This is a genomic window from Pseudomonas fluorescens (genome assembly GCF_902497895.1).
Lineage (GTDB): Bacteria > Pseudomonadota > Gammaproteobacteria > Pseudomonadales > Pseudomonadaceae > Aquipseudomonas > Aquipseudomonas fluorescens_BP.
The window spans coordinates 76,379-91,078 of sequence record NZ_CABVHQ010000012.1 but is presented as its reverse complement, the minus strand read 5'-3'; the positions used below and the strand labels follow the sequence as shown (position 1 = coordinate 91,078).

Annotated in this window: 11 protein-coding genes and 1 pseudogene; 4 read left to right on the top strand and 8 right to left on the bottom strand. The window is 58.2% G+C overall.

Features of this window, described 5'->3' with window-relative positions:
- Positions 1-3 precede the first annotated feature (3 nt).
- The 4 genes from F8N21_RS08830 to F8N21_RS30415 all read right to left on the bottom strand — a co-directional run bounded on the left by F8N21_RS08830 (position 4) and on the right by F8N21_RS30415 (position 2,914).
- Positions 4-774 carry a hypothetical protein gene (locus F8N21_RS08830; RefSeq protein ID WP_150641752.1) on the bottom strand — a complete coding sequence of 257 codons (771 nt, stop codon included), beginning with the start codon at positions 772-774 and terminating at the stop codon, positions 4-6.
- A complete protein-coding gene (locus F8N21_RS08825; RefSeq protein WP_150641751.1) occupies positions 749-1,450 on the bottom strand; it encodes a TfuA-like protein in 702 nt (233 codons plus the stop codon). Before F8N21_RS08825 ends, F8N21_RS08830 begins: the two co-directional genes overlap by 26 nt.
- Positions 1,431-2,258, bottom strand: coding sequence for a YcaO-like family protein (locus tag F8N21_RS08820; RefSeq protein ID WP_191624254.1), 828 nt, complete (start codon positions 2,256-2,258; stop codon positions 1,431-1,433). Before F8N21_RS08820 ends, F8N21_RS08825 begins: the two co-directional genes overlap by 20 nt.
- A gap of 479 nt (positions 2,259-2,737) precedes the next feature.
- Entirely contained in the window at positions 2,738-2,914 is a 177-nt protein-coding gene (locus tag F8N21_RS30415; protein WP_191624252.1) for a hypothetical protein, read from the bottom strand.
- 557 nt (positions 2,915-3,471) lie between these two features.
- Here F8N21_RS30415 and F8N21_RS08815 point away from each other — a divergent pair.
- Positions 3,472-3,906: pseudogene (locus F8N21_RS08815) on the top strand (phosphomethylpyrimidine synthase ThiC); the annotation flags it as partial.
- 233 nt (positions 3,907-4,139) lie between these two features.
- Here F8N21_RS08815 and F8N21_RS08805 read toward each other — a convergent pair.
- The 4 genes from F8N21_RS08805 to F8N21_RS08790 form a co-directional block, all read right to left on the bottom strand.
- Complete coding sequence (locus F8N21_RS08805; RefSeq protein ID WP_150641749.1) at positions 4,140-4,550, bottom strand: putative zinc-binding protein; 411 nt, start codon at positions 4,548-4,550, stop codon at positions 4,140-4,142.
- Positions 4,551-4,636: 86 nt separating this feature from the next.
- Positions 4,637-5,314 (bottom strand): Crp/Fnr family transcriptional regulator, encoded by a 678-nt coding sequence (locus F8N21_RS08800; RefSeq protein WP_150641748.1) that lies wholly within the window; start codon positions 5,312-5,314, stop codon positions 4,637-4,639.
- An 86-nt stretch (positions 5,315-5,400) separates the two neighbouring features.
- Positions 5,401-6,048, bottom strand: coding sequence for a two-component system response regulator NarL (narL, locus tag F8N21_RS08795; RefSeq protein WP_150641747.1), 648 nt, complete (start codon positions 6,046-6,048; stop codon positions 5,401-5,403).
- Positions 6,045-7,847, bottom strand: coding sequence for a HAMP domain-containing protein (locus tag F8N21_RS08790; RefSeq protein WP_150641746.1), 1,803 nt, complete (start codon positions 7,845-7,847; stop codon positions 6,045-6,047). The genes narL and F8N21_RS08790 overlap by 4 nt, the downstream gene beginning before the upstream one ends.
- Positions 7,848-8,173: 326 nt before the next feature.
- On the opposite strand from F8N21_RS08790, the gene F8N21_RS08785 reads away from it, so the two are divergent.
- The 3 genes from F8N21_RS08785 to F8N21_RS08775 all read left to right on the top strand — a co-directional run bounded on the left by F8N21_RS08785 (position 8,174) and on the right by F8N21_RS08775 (position 14,690).
- Positions 8,174-9,478, top strand: coding sequence for an MFS transporter (locus tag F8N21_RS08785; protein WP_150641745.1), 1,305 nt, complete (start codon positions 8,174-8,176; stop codon positions 9,476-9,478).
- Positions 9,456-10,853, top strand: coding sequence for a NarK family nitrate/nitrite MFS transporter (locus tag F8N21_RS08780; protein ID WP_150641744.1), 1,398 nt, complete (start codon positions 9,456-9,458; stop codon positions 10,851-10,853). The genes F8N21_RS08785 and F8N21_RS08780 overlap by 23 nt, the downstream gene beginning before the upstream one ends.
- 69 nt (positions 10,854-10,922) lie before the next feature.
- The gene (locus F8N21_RS08775; protein WP_150641743.1) at positions 10,923-14,690 is read left to right on the top strand and encodes a nitrate reductase subunit alpha; all 3,768 of its coding nucleotides are present in this window, start codon (positions 10,923-10,925) and stop codon (positions 14,688-14,690) included.
- Positions 14,691-14,700: the final 10 nt, after the last annotated feature.

The following is a 14,700-nucleotide window of genomic DNA, read 5'->3' as shown; positions in this document are numbered from 1 at the left end:
GGGTCATCCTTGAACGGTGTCAGTTGTCAGGTCGCTGGAAAACGCATCCAGCCTGGAGGTGATCAGCTTTCCGATTTCGGACAGTTCGGCCGAAGCCTGGAGAGTGGCCAGACTTTTGAGGAAATACTGGTGCAAGTAGTCGAGTCGTTCGGGACGAGCTCGCACGGAACCGCTGGCCAGCAACCGCTGGTGGTAGTTCACGGCGCTGACCGCAAACAGGCAAGCCAGCAAGACACCCCTAGGGTTCTTGCCGCCGGTTCCTGATGGCAGTATGTAGTTGTTCGAACTGTCCTTGAGCTGGAAGTCGTAAATCTCAGCGATCAAACTGGACCAGATATGGGACAGTTCATGCACCAGTAATTCTTCAAGGTCCGTCATGCTGGTAAACGCGGCTTCGCCCAGAAACATTTGTTGCGGCAGCACGGGATTGGTCAGGCTGACTTGTTGAGTCAGCAACTTATGTATATTAACCGGCAGGTCCAATAATCTGGTCCATTCTGGCAGCAAGGCTTTGAGGTTGCTCTTCGCTTCGGCCAACATGATCTGCTCGGCGTTACCGAGCGCTTGATGGGGCGGAAACGCGGGTGCACCTTCGACGTGCCGGTTATACAGGGTGGTGGCAAAGTCTGGTTGCAAATAGTTGGCTAAAGGTAACTCACCTCCCTCGATATTTTTACGTACAACGGCGACGAGCGTTAAAAGTTTTATGCTATTGAACATGGGGTGCACAAAAGGCAAGCCGTTTATTTCACACAATATCTCTGATGGCGACATTCTGATTTACCGTCCTCGTCCATGGTTGCAGTTTGAGAAAATCGATCAAGTCCAGGCTCTTTATTCTGTAGGCAGAAAAGTTGGCCAGGGCACTGTCTATTTGTTGCTCCGCGATAGGGAGTGCCAGCAAGGCTTCTTTCAAACAATTTAGTGTTCGATATCCGTACCACATTTTTTTCAGGTAGTGAAGTAGGTGTTGTTCTTGTGCTGGCGTAATGATCTGCTCAGTCGTCCAGTGTCTTAAGAACTGCCTGATATGAATAAGTGGTTCGCTGAGTGAAAGAAAAGGCTCTTGTGCTTGATGTATCAGGGTCACTTCGTCGTTGGACATGTCCGGATCGTTGGCGAATTGTCGATACACTTCACCAAAGCCTGTCATTCCCAGCGTATCCATTTCACAGGCGCGAATGGCCCCCATGGACGACAATCCCCAAATGCGCCAACCCGCGCCCAGGGCGTCGAGTATCTCGGCATGGCCGACGGCAGGGTGTGCATGGAACACGCCATCGACAATGGCGAGGTTCGAGGGGGGCGATTGCGCCACCAGGTGTTCGATGTCGCCGCGTTTGACGGGCGGGCGCAACACCAGGCCGCCACCGCACAGTAATTGACTGTCTATTCCTTGCAGGGAGGGGCCCGCAAACAGCGTGCATACCTCAAGCGCTTTGTTTGACATACGTAAGTAACCTCGGACCGACCCTTTTCAAACCGGGTTCAAAGGCTTCAAGCCCCGGAATAATGATTCTGACCACAGTGATGTCGTCCGTCGCTTTGCTGAGCAGGACCCTTAGCACGGTACTGAACCCGACGCGCTGCAACCGCTCGATGAGCAACTCCCATGCCGATTCGATCGTGGGGATCGCGGCTTCCTGGCAGTCGATGGAGGAGTAATCGATCATCTGGTCCCGGGAGGTGGCCACGGTACGCAAGCGTGAGATGGCCTGAATTTCGACCGAACGGCCCTTCTTCTCGAAGTATTTGACGCGCTCGATGATGTCGTCCCGGCCTCCGTGGATGTGGCTTAAACGGCTTTGGGCCGCCTCGCAGATGGCCCGGATCAAGGCGATTTCCTTGATGGGATGCAACCCTGAACCGGTGGCCACAGAGATGGGCGCTTGTGAGGACTCTTCCATGATAAAAGTCTGAAAGTAAACCAGGCCAAAACAGTTCTCGGTGTAACGAACCGACAGGCTCAACCCCGCGTCATCGATTTTATTGATCAGGGCGTCGGTTTCTGCGCTGTAGCGGTCCAGATTGACGAGGCAGGAGCGGTCATGCAGGTGATTAAAGGCTTGAACATCGCGCTCCATGAGTTCGCAAACAGCGTGTACCGAGGCTTCCACCAAGTCATTACCTGAAGCCAGGCCACTGGAGCTTTCCCCGAAGAGTCGTTGCCCGGGGTTTTCGGGGTAGGGAATGAACACCAGTTCGGCGGGTGCAAGCACCTTTTGCTTGCGCAATACATCTTCAACTTCGATGGCCATGATGGCGAGTCGGCGTCGGCAGAGAAACCGTACAACATGCAGAACTGATTGAAAGCTATTCGTCCTTCGTGGCTTTCAATGAGTTGTCTCGGCGTGGTCTTTAACAGTTTCAGTTGCGCGGTGTTGTATTGCGCAAGGCTGAACTCGATGGCTTCCATGTACGCGCCGATCTTGGCTTCTGCTGATCTGAGACCTTTGCCAGCGTTTACGCACAGCGAACCCTTCAATGCATCGGGTCGTATACTGGCAAACACCGGAATGCCGATGCGGTCCAGCCAGGTTGTGTCGGTCACTCGGGTAATGCCCAAGCGCGGGGCTATATCGTTGACGATGATCTTTAATGTTTCTTCGGCACTGCGGCGACGAAGGCTCGAACTAAGCCTTTGCATAAAGGGTCACCTCTGAGTGATGAAAGGTATAAGCAAGCATCATGTTCGGCACAATAGAAAGCGGGAGGGAATAATTTCCCTCCCGTTTTTTCAGGCTGCGATTTTAACGTCTTCGGCCAGAGCCAGCGTCAACACGTTGTTGTTCGACTGATGTGCCACAAAACCGGCGTGCATCAGGCTTTCATCGTTCAGAATGACGGAGAACTTCTCCGCAGTTTCTGCGTCCAGTTCAAGCTCGAAGGTTACATCATTAACTAGGGAGTCCATTTTATTTATCCTGTCCGTAGCATTGCGTTTGAGAAAGTTTGTTGCGCAACACCTATAAGGTTTTGCAGAGGGTGGAGCTCACGTCAAACCAATATTGGTTTCAAGATGTTGCGATTTTATATCTCCGCGAAGTGCTGGCGAGTTGCTTGGAAAACATCCGCCAACAATGTGCCCTGAATTGTACCGATGGAGAGTAATTGGCTGGATTGTAGGAATTGGCTTACAGATCCTTAGGGTAAGTATCTTGCTGTCTTAGGATCGATCTTCGAAATTTCCGTAAGTAATTTCTGAAAATTTTTTAAGTTCTTGACGCATTGTCTCAGCCAAGACTAGGTTTGCAGTGTCGGTTGAGCTGACTTCAAAAAAAATCTGAATGAAAAATGGCAGTCCCTTCGGTCATTTATAAAGCGGTATGCATTCACAAGAGTTTCCGCAAGAGTTTCCGAAGGGGCGCGAACATGGGAAATGATCAATTTAGACCGAAATGGCAAAGCATATGGGCCAAAAATAATGTTTTGGTCGAAGTTGGTTTATTACGTTGCCGCCACCATGGATGGCTGCTCTGCTACGTCACGCGGAAGGAACACTTGGGCCTGCCGAACAAGGATGATGTGAAGACCGGGATCATCACCTACAAGATCGCCGCCCATGCGGCGGACTTGGCCAAAGGGCATCCGGGCGCGCAGATTCGCGACAACGCCTTGAGCAAGGCGCGCTTCGAATTCCGTTGGGAAGACCAGTTCAACCTCGGTCTGGATCCGGATACCGCACGGTCGTACCACGATGAAACCCTGCCGAAGGATTCGGCCAAGGTCGCGCACTTCTGCTCCATGTGCGGGCCGAAGTTCTGCTCGATGAAAATCACCCAGGAAGTCCGTGAATACGCGGCCAACCAGTTGATTGAAGCAGTCGATGTAGACATGGCGCAAGGCATGGCGGAACAGTCCGAGCGGTTCAAGAAAGAAGGCAGTCAGTTGTACCAAAAGGTTTGATTTGAGCCGAGATTGGCGGTGACTGTACTGCCGTCATCGCGAGCAAGCCCGCTCCCACATTGGTTCTGCTCTGTGTACATAATTTGTGTTGGACGTCGATCTAGTGTGGGTGCGAGCTTGCTCGCGATAGCGGAGTGTCAGGCGACATCAATGTTGAATGTCAGGCACCTATCGCGAGCAAGTCGGGTCGCCGCACCGTCGCTCCCACATTAAATTTTCATTGCATCAAGACCTCAAACCATCGTCCCGGTGGCTTCGATCATCCGGTCTTCTTCCTCCAGATCCTCCCCACCAATCAACCGCCTGACCTCTTCAAACAATTCATCACTCTGCTGCTCGCTGCAATCCTCGCCATAGCGCTTGCGCAGTCCATGCTCGCTCAGAATCAGGTGCACATCGGCGTGCAGGTCGTGCTGGTTCAGGCAGCCTTCGACGCATTGCAGCGGGCAGCCGTCCAGCGCGAGGATCAGGCGTCCCGAGCGCGCCTTGTTGACCAGCGACGCCACATGCCCGCCGACCCCGACGATGCACGACATCTCCGCCAGGCCGGCGCGATCCAGGCGCAGGGCCAGGGTGTTGGCCAGTTGCGCGACGTTCGAGCAACCGGAACAGGAATAGACCAAAGGCAGGTTCGAATCGGACATGAGGGTTCTCCACAGAGGGGACTCTGTCAGTGTGCATGGCTGGCGGCATCGCGCCTTGACCCTGGTCAAGGCTGCAGGTCGCCCGGTTACTGCTGGTAAGCGGCCAGGTCCTCTTCGGCGAGGATGCTGATATGGCGCCGCTCCATCGCGATCAGGCCGCCCTCGACCAGGCGATGCAATATCCGCGAGAAGGTTTCCGGCTGAATCCCCAGTTTCGAGGCCACCAGGCGTTTGGACACCTGCAGGACAATCTGCCCGTTGACCGGGTCGCGTTCCTGGAACAGGAAGTTGATGACCCGGCGGCTGGCGTTGGCGAGGGTCAGGGTATCGATGTCCTTGAGTCGCTGGTGCAGGTGAATGCTCATGCTCGCGAGGATCGCCAGGCAGATTTTCGGCTGGTCCTCCAGGGCGGTGCGGTAGTGAGCGCCTTCGATACTGACCAGCACACTGTCCTTCAGCGCCGTGGCGCTCACCGGGTAGAGTCGGGCCTGACTGAACAGCAAGGCTTCGGCGAAGGTTTGCCCGGCATGAATGATCTCCACCAGATTCTCCTGGCCTTCACCGGTGACCCGATGCAACTTGATCTGACCGCTGACCAGCAGGAAAAAGCGCTTGGCCGGATCGCCCTGATGCATAAGGGTGGCATGACAGCTCAGGCGTTTCAGATTGGCCAGGGCGCAGACGTCCTGGAAAACCTTTTCCGGCAATTGGCTGAACAAATGGTGCCGGCGCAAGATTAAAACAATTGAAGGATGGGTCAGCATGGGGTACCTCCGCTGACAGTCATAGTAAAGAGCGCGGACCGCGGGGCCTATGCCTCCGCCGGTCTACCTCGAAAGAGGGATGCCTGTCAGTTTGCACTGCGTAGATGCTCCATGGCCCACACCGCAGCCTCTACCCGTGAACGCAAACCGAGTTTGTGCAGCAGGTTTTTCACATGGACCTTGACCGTGCCTTCGGTGATACCGAGCTTGTGGCCGATGACTTTGTTGCTGAAACCGCTGGCAATGGTTTTCAGCACCTGGCGCTCGCGCTCGGTCAGTTCGACCACCGCCAGCCGTGGCGGCGAACGCAGTGCCTGGGCCATGACCTGGGTCAGGCCGGGGCTGATCACCAGTGCGCCGTTCAGGGCATCGCGGATGTACTGGATCAACAGTTCGGGCTCCATGTCCTTGAGCAGGTAGCCGTCGGCGTCCAGACGCAGGGCATCGCGAATATCGTCTTCGGCGTCCGACACGGTGAACAGCAGCACTTTTCCGCGGTAGTGCATGGCCCGCAAGTGACGCAGGGTTTCCAGACCATTCATCTGCGGCATGTTGTTGTCGAGCAACACCAGGTCCGGCTGCAGCGGCTCGATAAGGGTTAATGCTTCTTCACCATTGCCGGCTTCACCGACGATCAGGAAATCCTCTTCCAGTTCGAGCATCTGGCGGATGCCGTTGCGCATCATCGGATGGTCGTCTACCAGCAGAATTCGGTGTTGCAGGGGAGTGGTCATGACACGCTACCTTGTGTTTGCTGTCCGAGAAACTCCGGCTGGAATTCCAGTTGGACGAGGGTGCCCTGGGGCGTCCGGGAAACTATCTGCAGCTGCCCACGCAGGCTGCGAGCACGCTCATTCATGATGTTCAGGCCGTGGTGTTCGCGTTGGTCGACATCGCCGCCAAAGCCCCGTCCGTCATCTTCGATCGAGAGCCTGACGGTCTCTCCGTCCTGACGCAGTTGCAGCCAGGCATTTTGCGCATGGGCGTGGCGCAGGCAATTGGAGAGCGCCTCGCGAGTGATCTGCAGAATATGGATTTGCTCGCTGGCCGACAGCTCGAAGGCCAGCGTATCGACGTGCAGGTGCACCTGGAAATCGCCCCGGCGGGAAAACTCCTGAGCGGTGTCCTTGAGTTCCTCCACCAGCCCCGCGTCGTGAATCTGCAGGCGAAAGGTGGTCAGCAGCTCGCGCAACTGGCGGTAGGCATTGTTCAGTCCTTCGCGCAGTTCGGCAGTGACGGTTTCCAGGGTTTCCACCGGTTCGCCACGGCGCATCAGGGTCTGCATACGGCTGACTTGCAGCTTCATGTAAGACAGCGCCTGGGCCAGTGAGTCGTGCAGTTCCCGGGCGATGATGGTGCGCTCTTCAAGCAGCAGCAGGCGATGATCCTGTTCGCGCTGGCGCTTGAGCGAGAGCGAGGTGCCGATCAGGTTGGCCAGCGCCTGAATCAGTTCGGTTTCCCAGGTTTGCGCCTGATGACCGTCGACAAAATGCGCCTTGAGCTCACCCAGTTCATTGCCCTGATTACTGATGCTGAAGGTTTGCGGGCTGGCTTTTTGGTGCTTCTCGCAGGTCGCGCAATCGCTGCTGGCGCAGACCTCGCGGCTGTTCTCGCCATGCAGGGAGAGCAATTGCTGGGCCGGGGCCTGCAGTTGTCCTTGCAGGCACAGCAACAGGCGCAGGCCCGGCAGGCGTTGCTGGAAGCGCCGGATCAACTCGTCCAGCCCTTCGGCATTGGCCAGGCGGGTGGCCAGGCTGCGGCTGCTTTGATACAGCAGCTCAAGGGCGGCATTGGCCTGTTGCAGGTTCAGGGTCTTTTGCTGGACCTGACTCTCGAGGGTGCGGTGCGAGTCTTCGATCGTCTCGGCCATGGCGTTGAAACTCAAGGCCAGCTGACCCAGCTCATCTTGCGACCGATGGTTGACCCGCACTTTGAAATCCCCAACACGAAAGCGCTGGGTGGCATGCACCAACTCCTGCAGGGGCATGACCACGCCGTTCTGCAGCTCGTACAAACCGATCAGCAGAATGATCATGGTGGTGAACAGCGCCATGCCCTGGATCGCCTGCTGCCAGCCTTGTTTGTGTTCGCTTTGTTGCTGCAACAGGCTGACGAACTGGTTCAGTTGTTCGACGAAGGGCAGGGCACTGGCCTGGAACAGCGCCGAGTCACCGCGCTCCAGCGCCGGGCGCAAATCGTCATTCCAGCGCTGCTGGATTTGCTGGTAGCTGGCCTGCAGCAAGGTGTTCGGGCCGTCTTCCAGTACCGCCTTGAGCGAATGGCTGTTGAGTCGCTGTTGCAAACTCTGGGTGACCCTGGCGATTTCTTCGGCGGTTGCCCCCGAGGCCAGTTTCCAGCTCAGGTGGTAGGTCTCCATGCGCACGGAACCGGCGGTGTTGATCGCGGCCGCGTCGCCCTGGCTGAACCAGGCGATCAGCCCGGCGCTCATCGAGCTGGCGAGCGCCAGTACGGCGATCAGGATCACCGCGAGCCCGGCGCGAGCGGGCAGGGAGCTGCGCAGCCAGTTCAGCATCAGTGTCGATCCGCTGCAATAAGCAGGAAGTGGTTGCGCAAGCAGAGCATGTGCAGCTCCAGATTAAGGCGAGCAATGGTTTTGCAGCCGATCCCGGGCGCACTACCTCTAAAGAGTTGTCGGCCGCTCCGTGTCCGTAAAAGCTTCGGCAAACAAGATTAATACATTGATAAATAAAGGGTTTGGCTGGCTTTCAGAACTACCACCTTAGAGGTAGACAGGGCCAGCATAGGCCTTTACCCCCTCGGGCTTCGTTGACGTGGATCAAGTTTTTGCAGGGGGCGCCTCTTTAGTCTGCGGCCATGGCTAACTGACTGGAGAGCATTGTGGCCGAACCGCGCGTACAACAAGGTCTGGTGCTGGGTATGAGTACCCTGGCCTTCACCGTGTGCTTTATGGTCTGGATGATGTTTGCCGTGCTCGGCGTGCCGATCAAGGAGCTTCTCCAGCTCAATGAAACCCAGTTCGGCCTGCTGGCCGCGACCCCGGTGTTGACTGGCTCGCTGGTGCGTTTGCCGCTGGGCCTGCTGACCGACCGCTTCGGCGGGCGCAGCGTGTTCTGCCTGCTGATGCTGGCCTGCGTGGCGCCGCTGTACCTGATCAGCCACGCCACGGCCTACTGGCAGTTCCTGGTGCTGGGCTTGTTCGTCGGCCTCGCCGGCGGCTCGTTTTCAGTGGGGATTGCCTACGTCGCCAAATGGTTCGACAAGCAGAACCAGGGCTTCGCCATGGGCATCTTCGGCGCCGGTAACGCCGGTGCGGCGGTGACCAAGTTTCTCGCCCCGGCGCTGATCGCCGCCGGCAGCTGGCAGCTGGTACCGAAAGTCTTCAGCGCGATCCTGTTTATCACCGCGCTGCTGTTCTGGTTCCTGACCACGGAAAACAAGAGCCATCGCAGTGCCACTGGCGCCAGCTTGCGTGAGCAACTGAGCGCACTGAAGGATCCGGCGGTGTGGCGCTACTGCCAGTACTACTCGATCGTCTTTGGCGGCTACGTTGGCCTGGCCTTGTGGATGACCAAGTACTACGTCCAGGAATACGGCTTCAATCTGCAAAGCGCGGCGCTGCTGGCGGCCTGCTTTTCCCTGCCCGGCGGTGTGCTGCGCGCCGTCGGCGGCTGGATGTCGGATCGCTGGGGCGCGCAGAGCGTGACCTGGTGGGTGTTGTGGGTGAGCTGGGTCTGCCTGTTCCTGCTCTCCTATCCCCAGACCCAACTGCAAGTGCAGACCATCAATGGCCCGATGGATTTCCATATCGGCCTGAACGCCACGCTGTTCACCGTGCTGCTGTTCATCATGGGCATCGCCTTCGCCTTCGGCAAAGCCTCGGTTTTCAAATACATCGCCAACGACTACCCGAAAAACATGGGTGCGGTGTCCGGTATCGTCGGCCTCGCCGGCGGCCTCGGCGGTTTTGTCTTGCCGATTCTGTTCGGCGCCCTGGTGGACCTGACCGGCGTGCGCTCCTCCTGCTTCATGTTGATGTACGGCGTGGTCTGGGTCTCCCTCACCTGGATGTACTTCAGCGAAATTCGCAAAAGCCCGGTGTTTGGTAAAGAGCCGCTGCTGACCCCTTCCCCGATTTCCAGCATTGCCCTAGGAGAAGAACATGTCCGTTCTGCAAAAGCCTGATTCAGGCCCGGTCATTCATGACTGGCGCCCGGAAGACCCAGCGTTCTGGGGGCGTAGCGGCAAACTGACCGCCACGCGCAACCTGTGGATTTCCATTCCCGCGCTGTTGCTGGCCTTTGCCGTGTGGATGGTCTGGAGCACGGTGATCGTGCGCCTGAACGCCATCGGCTTCAGCTTCACCACCGACCAGTTGTTCTGGCTGGCGGCGTTGCCGGGGCTGTCCGGGGCGACCTTGCGGATTTTCTATTCGTTCATGGTGCCGATCTTCGGTGGCCGCCGCTGGACCGCCCTGAGCACCGCATCGCTGTTGCTGCCATCGATCTGGATGGGCTTCGCCGTACAGGACCCGAGCACCTCTTACAGTGTGTTCGTGTTGATTGCCTTGCTCTGCGGTTTTGGCGGCGGCAACTTCGCCTCGAGCATGTCCAACATCAGCTTCTTCTATCCCAAGTCCCAGCAGGGTACGGCCCTTGGCCTGAATGCCGGGCTGGGTAACCTGGGCGTCTCGGTGATGCAGTTCTGTGTGCCGCTGGTGATCACCTTCGGTGTATTCGGCTTCATGGGCGGATCGCCGCAAGTACTGCCGGACGGTGGCCAGTTGTGGCTGCAGAATGCCGGGTTCATCTGGGTGCCATTCATTATCGCGGTGACGCTGATTGCCTGGTTCGGCATGAACGACCTGTCCAGCGCCCGGGCCTCGTTCAGCGAACAGGCGGTGATCTTCAAGCGCAAGCACAACTGGCTGATGTGCTGGTTGTACCTGGCGACCTTCGGTTCGTTCATCGGCTTCTCCGCGGCCTTTCCGCTGCTGATCAAGACTTCCTTCCCGGATGTCATCGCCCTGAAATTCGCCTTCCTCGGTCCCCTGGTCGGTGCCCTGGTGCGTCCATTGGGCGGCTGGCTGGCGGACAAGCTTGGCGGCGCCAAGGTGACCCTGTGGAACTTCGTGGCGATGATCGTGATGGTCTTCGCCGTGATGCACTTCCTGCCGCAGAACGGTGAGCCCGGCAACTTCTACGGCTATCTCGGCATGTTCATGCTGCTGTTCGTGACCACTGGCATCGGCAACGGCTCCACCTTCCGGATGATCCCAGTGATCTTCCGCACCCAGCATGAAAAAGAGTCTGCCGGGCAATCGCCGGCCGTTCGTGAACAAGCCCTGAAGAACGCCGGCAAGGAGTCGGCCGCAGTGCTCGGCTTCAGCTCGGCGATGGGTGCCTTCGGCGCGTTCTTCATTCCCAAATCCTTTGGCACTTCGATGGCCCAGACCGGCGGCCCGGAGATGGCCTTCTACATGTTCGTCGGCTTTTACCTGAGCTGCATTGTGGTGACCTGGTGGTGGTACGCGCGCAAAGGCGCTGCGACACCCTGCTAAGCCGACCCGAATCCAACTATTGCGTGGGCGGGGCACAGACTCCGCGACAAAGCCTGAGAGGTATACACCGTGAGTCATTTACTGGATCAGTTGCGGTTTTTCAATCGCAAGCAAGGCGAGTTCTCCGAAGGTCATGGAGAAACCCGCAAAGAGTCCCGCGATTGGGAGAACGTTTACCGTTCCCGCTGGCAGTACGACAAGATCGTGCGCTCCACCCACGGGGTGAACTGCACCGGTTCCTGCTCGTGGAAAATCTACGTCAAAAACGGTCTGATTACCTGGGAAACCCAGCAGACCGACTACCCGCGTACCCGTAACGATCTGCCTAACCATGAGCCCCGTGGCTGTCCCCGTGGTGCCAGTTACAGCTGGTACATCTACAGCGCCAACCGGCTCAAGTACCCGAAAATCCGCAAGCCATTGCTCAAGCTCTGGCGCGACGCGCGGCAGACCATGGAACCGGTGGAAGCCTGGGCCAGCATCGTCGAAGACAAGGTCAAGGCCGACTCCTATAAAAGCAAGCGTGGCATGGGTGGTTTCATTCGTTCCAACTGGGAAGAAGTCAACGAGATCATCGCCGCGTCCAACGTCTACACCATTAAGCAATACGGTCCTGACCGGATCGTCGGCTTCTCGCCGATTCCGGCCATGTCGATGGTCAGCTACGCGGCGGGTTCGCGTTACCTGTCGTTGATCGGCGGCGCCTGCCTGAGCTTCTATGACTGGTACTGCGACTTGCCACCGGCTTCGCCCATGGTCTGGGGCGAGCAGACCGACGTGCCGGAATCGGCCGACTGGTACAACTCCAACTACATCATTGCCTGGGGCTCCAACGTTCCCCAGACCCGGACCCCGGATGCGCACTTTTTCACGGAGGTCCGCTACAAGGGCACCAAGACCGTCGCCATCACTCCGGATTACTCGGAAGTGGCCAAGCTCACCGATCTGTGGTTGAACCCCAAGCAGGGCACCGATGCGGCGCTGGCCCAGGCGTTCAACCATGTGATCTTCAAAGAATTCCACCTGGACAAGCCGAGCGCCTATTTCACCGACTACGCCAAGCGCTTCACCGACTTGCCGGTGCTGGTGCTGCTCAAGCAAATGGTCGACGTGGCACCCGGTGCCGGTTACCAGCCGGACCGGTTCCTGCGTGCCAGTGACCTGACCGACAACCTCGGCCAGGAAAACAACCCGGAATGGAAAACCATCGCCCTGGATGTCAGTGGTGAGCTGGTTTCACCCCAAGGCTCCATCGGTTATCGCTGGGGCGAGAAGGGCAAGTGGAACATCCTCCCTCGTGAAGGCGGCGAAGGCCGTGAGATCGATCTGAAGCTGAGCCTGATCGGTGACGACGTCGCCGAAGTGGCGTTCCCGTATTTTGCCGGCGAGTCCCACGAGCACTTCCAGCACGTCGCTGGCGATGCCGTGCAATACCGTCGCGTCCCGGTGCACAACGTGGTTCTGGCGGACGGCAGCGTGGCGAAAGTCGCCACTGTGTTCGATCTGTCGGCAGCCAACCTGGCCATCGATCGTGGCCTCGGCGGCGCTAACGTGGCCAAGGATTACAACGACGCCGGCGTGCCCGGCACCCCGGCCTGGCAGGAGCAGATCACCGGCGTCAGCCGTGAGAAAGCCATCCAGATCGCCCGTGAGTTCGCCGACAACGCCGACAAGACCAAGGGGCGCTCGATGATCATCGTCGGCGCGGCGATGAACCACTGGTACCACATGGACATGAACTACCGCGGGCTGATCAATATGCTCATGCTCTGCGGTTGTGTCGGCCAGACCGGTGGCGGTTGGGCGCACTACGTCGGTCAGGAAAAACTCCGTCCGCAATGCGGTTGGCTGCCACTGGCGTTCGGCCTGGACTGGAACCGTCCGCCACGTCAAATGAACGGCACCAGCTTCTTCTACGCCCATAGCTCGCAATGGCGCCACGAGAAAATGAGCATGCACGACGTGCTCTCGCCACTGGCCGACAAAAGCCAGTTCCCCGAACATGCCCTGGACTACAACATCCGCGCCGAACGCGCCGGCTGGTTGCCCAGCGCACCGCAACTCAATACCAACCCGCTGCATATCTGCCGCGATGCCGCAGCTGCCGGCATGGACCCCAAGGACTACGTGGTCAAGTCGCTGCAGGACGGTTCCCTGCGCTTCTCCTGCGAACAGCCGGACAGCCCGGTGAACTTCCCGCGCAACATGTTTATCTGGCGTTCCAACCTGCTGGGCTCCTCGGGCAAAGGCCACGAGTACATGCTCAAGTACCTGCTCGGCACCAAGAACGGTGTGATGAACGAAGACATCGGCAAGGTCGGCGACTGCAAGCCGCAAGAAGCCGAATGGGTCGACGAGGGCGCCATCGGCAAGCTCGATCTGGTCACCACCCTGGACTTCCGCATGTCCTCGACCTGCGTCTATTCCGACATCGTGTTGCCGACCGCGACCTGGTACGAAAAAGACGACATGAACACCTCGGACATGCATCCGTTCATTCACCCCTTGTCGGCGGCCATTGACCCGGCCTGGGAATCGCGTTCCGACTGGGAGATCTACAAAGGCATCGCCAAGGCATTCTCCAGCATGGCGGTCGGGCACCTGGGGGTTGAACAGGACCTGGTGACCATCCCGCTGATGCACGACAGTGTCGGCGAACTGGCCCAGCCATTTGGCGGCACCGACTGGAAAAGCGCCGGCGTGGCACCGGAGCCGGGCAAGAACGCACCGAACCTGCATGTGGTGGAGCGTGACTACCCGAACATCTACAAGCAGTTCTCCTCGCTTGGGCCATTGCTGGAAAAACACGGCAACGGTGGCAAGGGCATCAACTGGAACACTGATGACGAAGTGAAGTTCCTCGGTGAACTCAATCACAAAGAACGCGACGACGGTATCAGCCAGGGTCGGCCGAAAATCGACACGGCAATCGATGCCGCTGAAGTGATTCTGTCCCTGGCCCCGGAAACCAACGGCCAGGTAGCCGTCAAGGCCTGGGCCGCGCTGTCGGAATTCACCGGTATCGACCACAGCCACCTGGCGCTGTCCAAGGCCCACGAAGCGATTCGTTTCCGCGACATCCAGGCACAGCCGCGCAAGATCATTTCCAGTCCGACCTGGTCGGGTCTCGAAGACGATCACGTCAGCTACAACGCCGGCTACACCAACGTTCATGAAGGGATCCCATGGCGCACCATCACCGGTCGCCAGCAGTTCTACCAGGATCACCCGTGGATGCAGGCGTTCGGCGAGCAGTTGATGAGTTACCGGCCACCGGTCAACACCCGGACCATCGAAGGGGTGAAAGGCAAGCGCAGCAACGGCGAGATCGAAATCGTCCTGAACTGGATCACTCCGCACCAGAAATGGGGCATCCACAGCACCTACAGCGACAACTTGCTGATGCTCACCCTCAGCCGTGGCGGGCCGATTGTCTGGCTCTCGGAGAACGACGCGAAACGCGCCGGTATCGAGGACAACGACTGGATCGAGTGCTTCAACATCAACGGTGCACTGACCGCCCGTGCGGTAGTCAGCCAACGAGTCAAGGACGGCATGGTGATGATGTACCACGCCCAGGAACGGATCGTGAACGTGCCCGGTTCGGAAACCACCAAGACCCGTGGCGGCCATCACAACTCGGTCACCCGGGTGGTGCTCAAGCCGACCCATATGATCGGCGGCTACGCCCAGCAGGCCTACGGTTTCAATTATTACGGCACCGTCGGTTGCAACCGCGATGAATTCGTCGTGGTGCGCAAGATGGCCAAAGTCGATTGGCTCGATGGTACGACAGGCGATGACCTGCCGCAGCCTTTGCCGACTGAGATGGATTGAGGAGAACTGT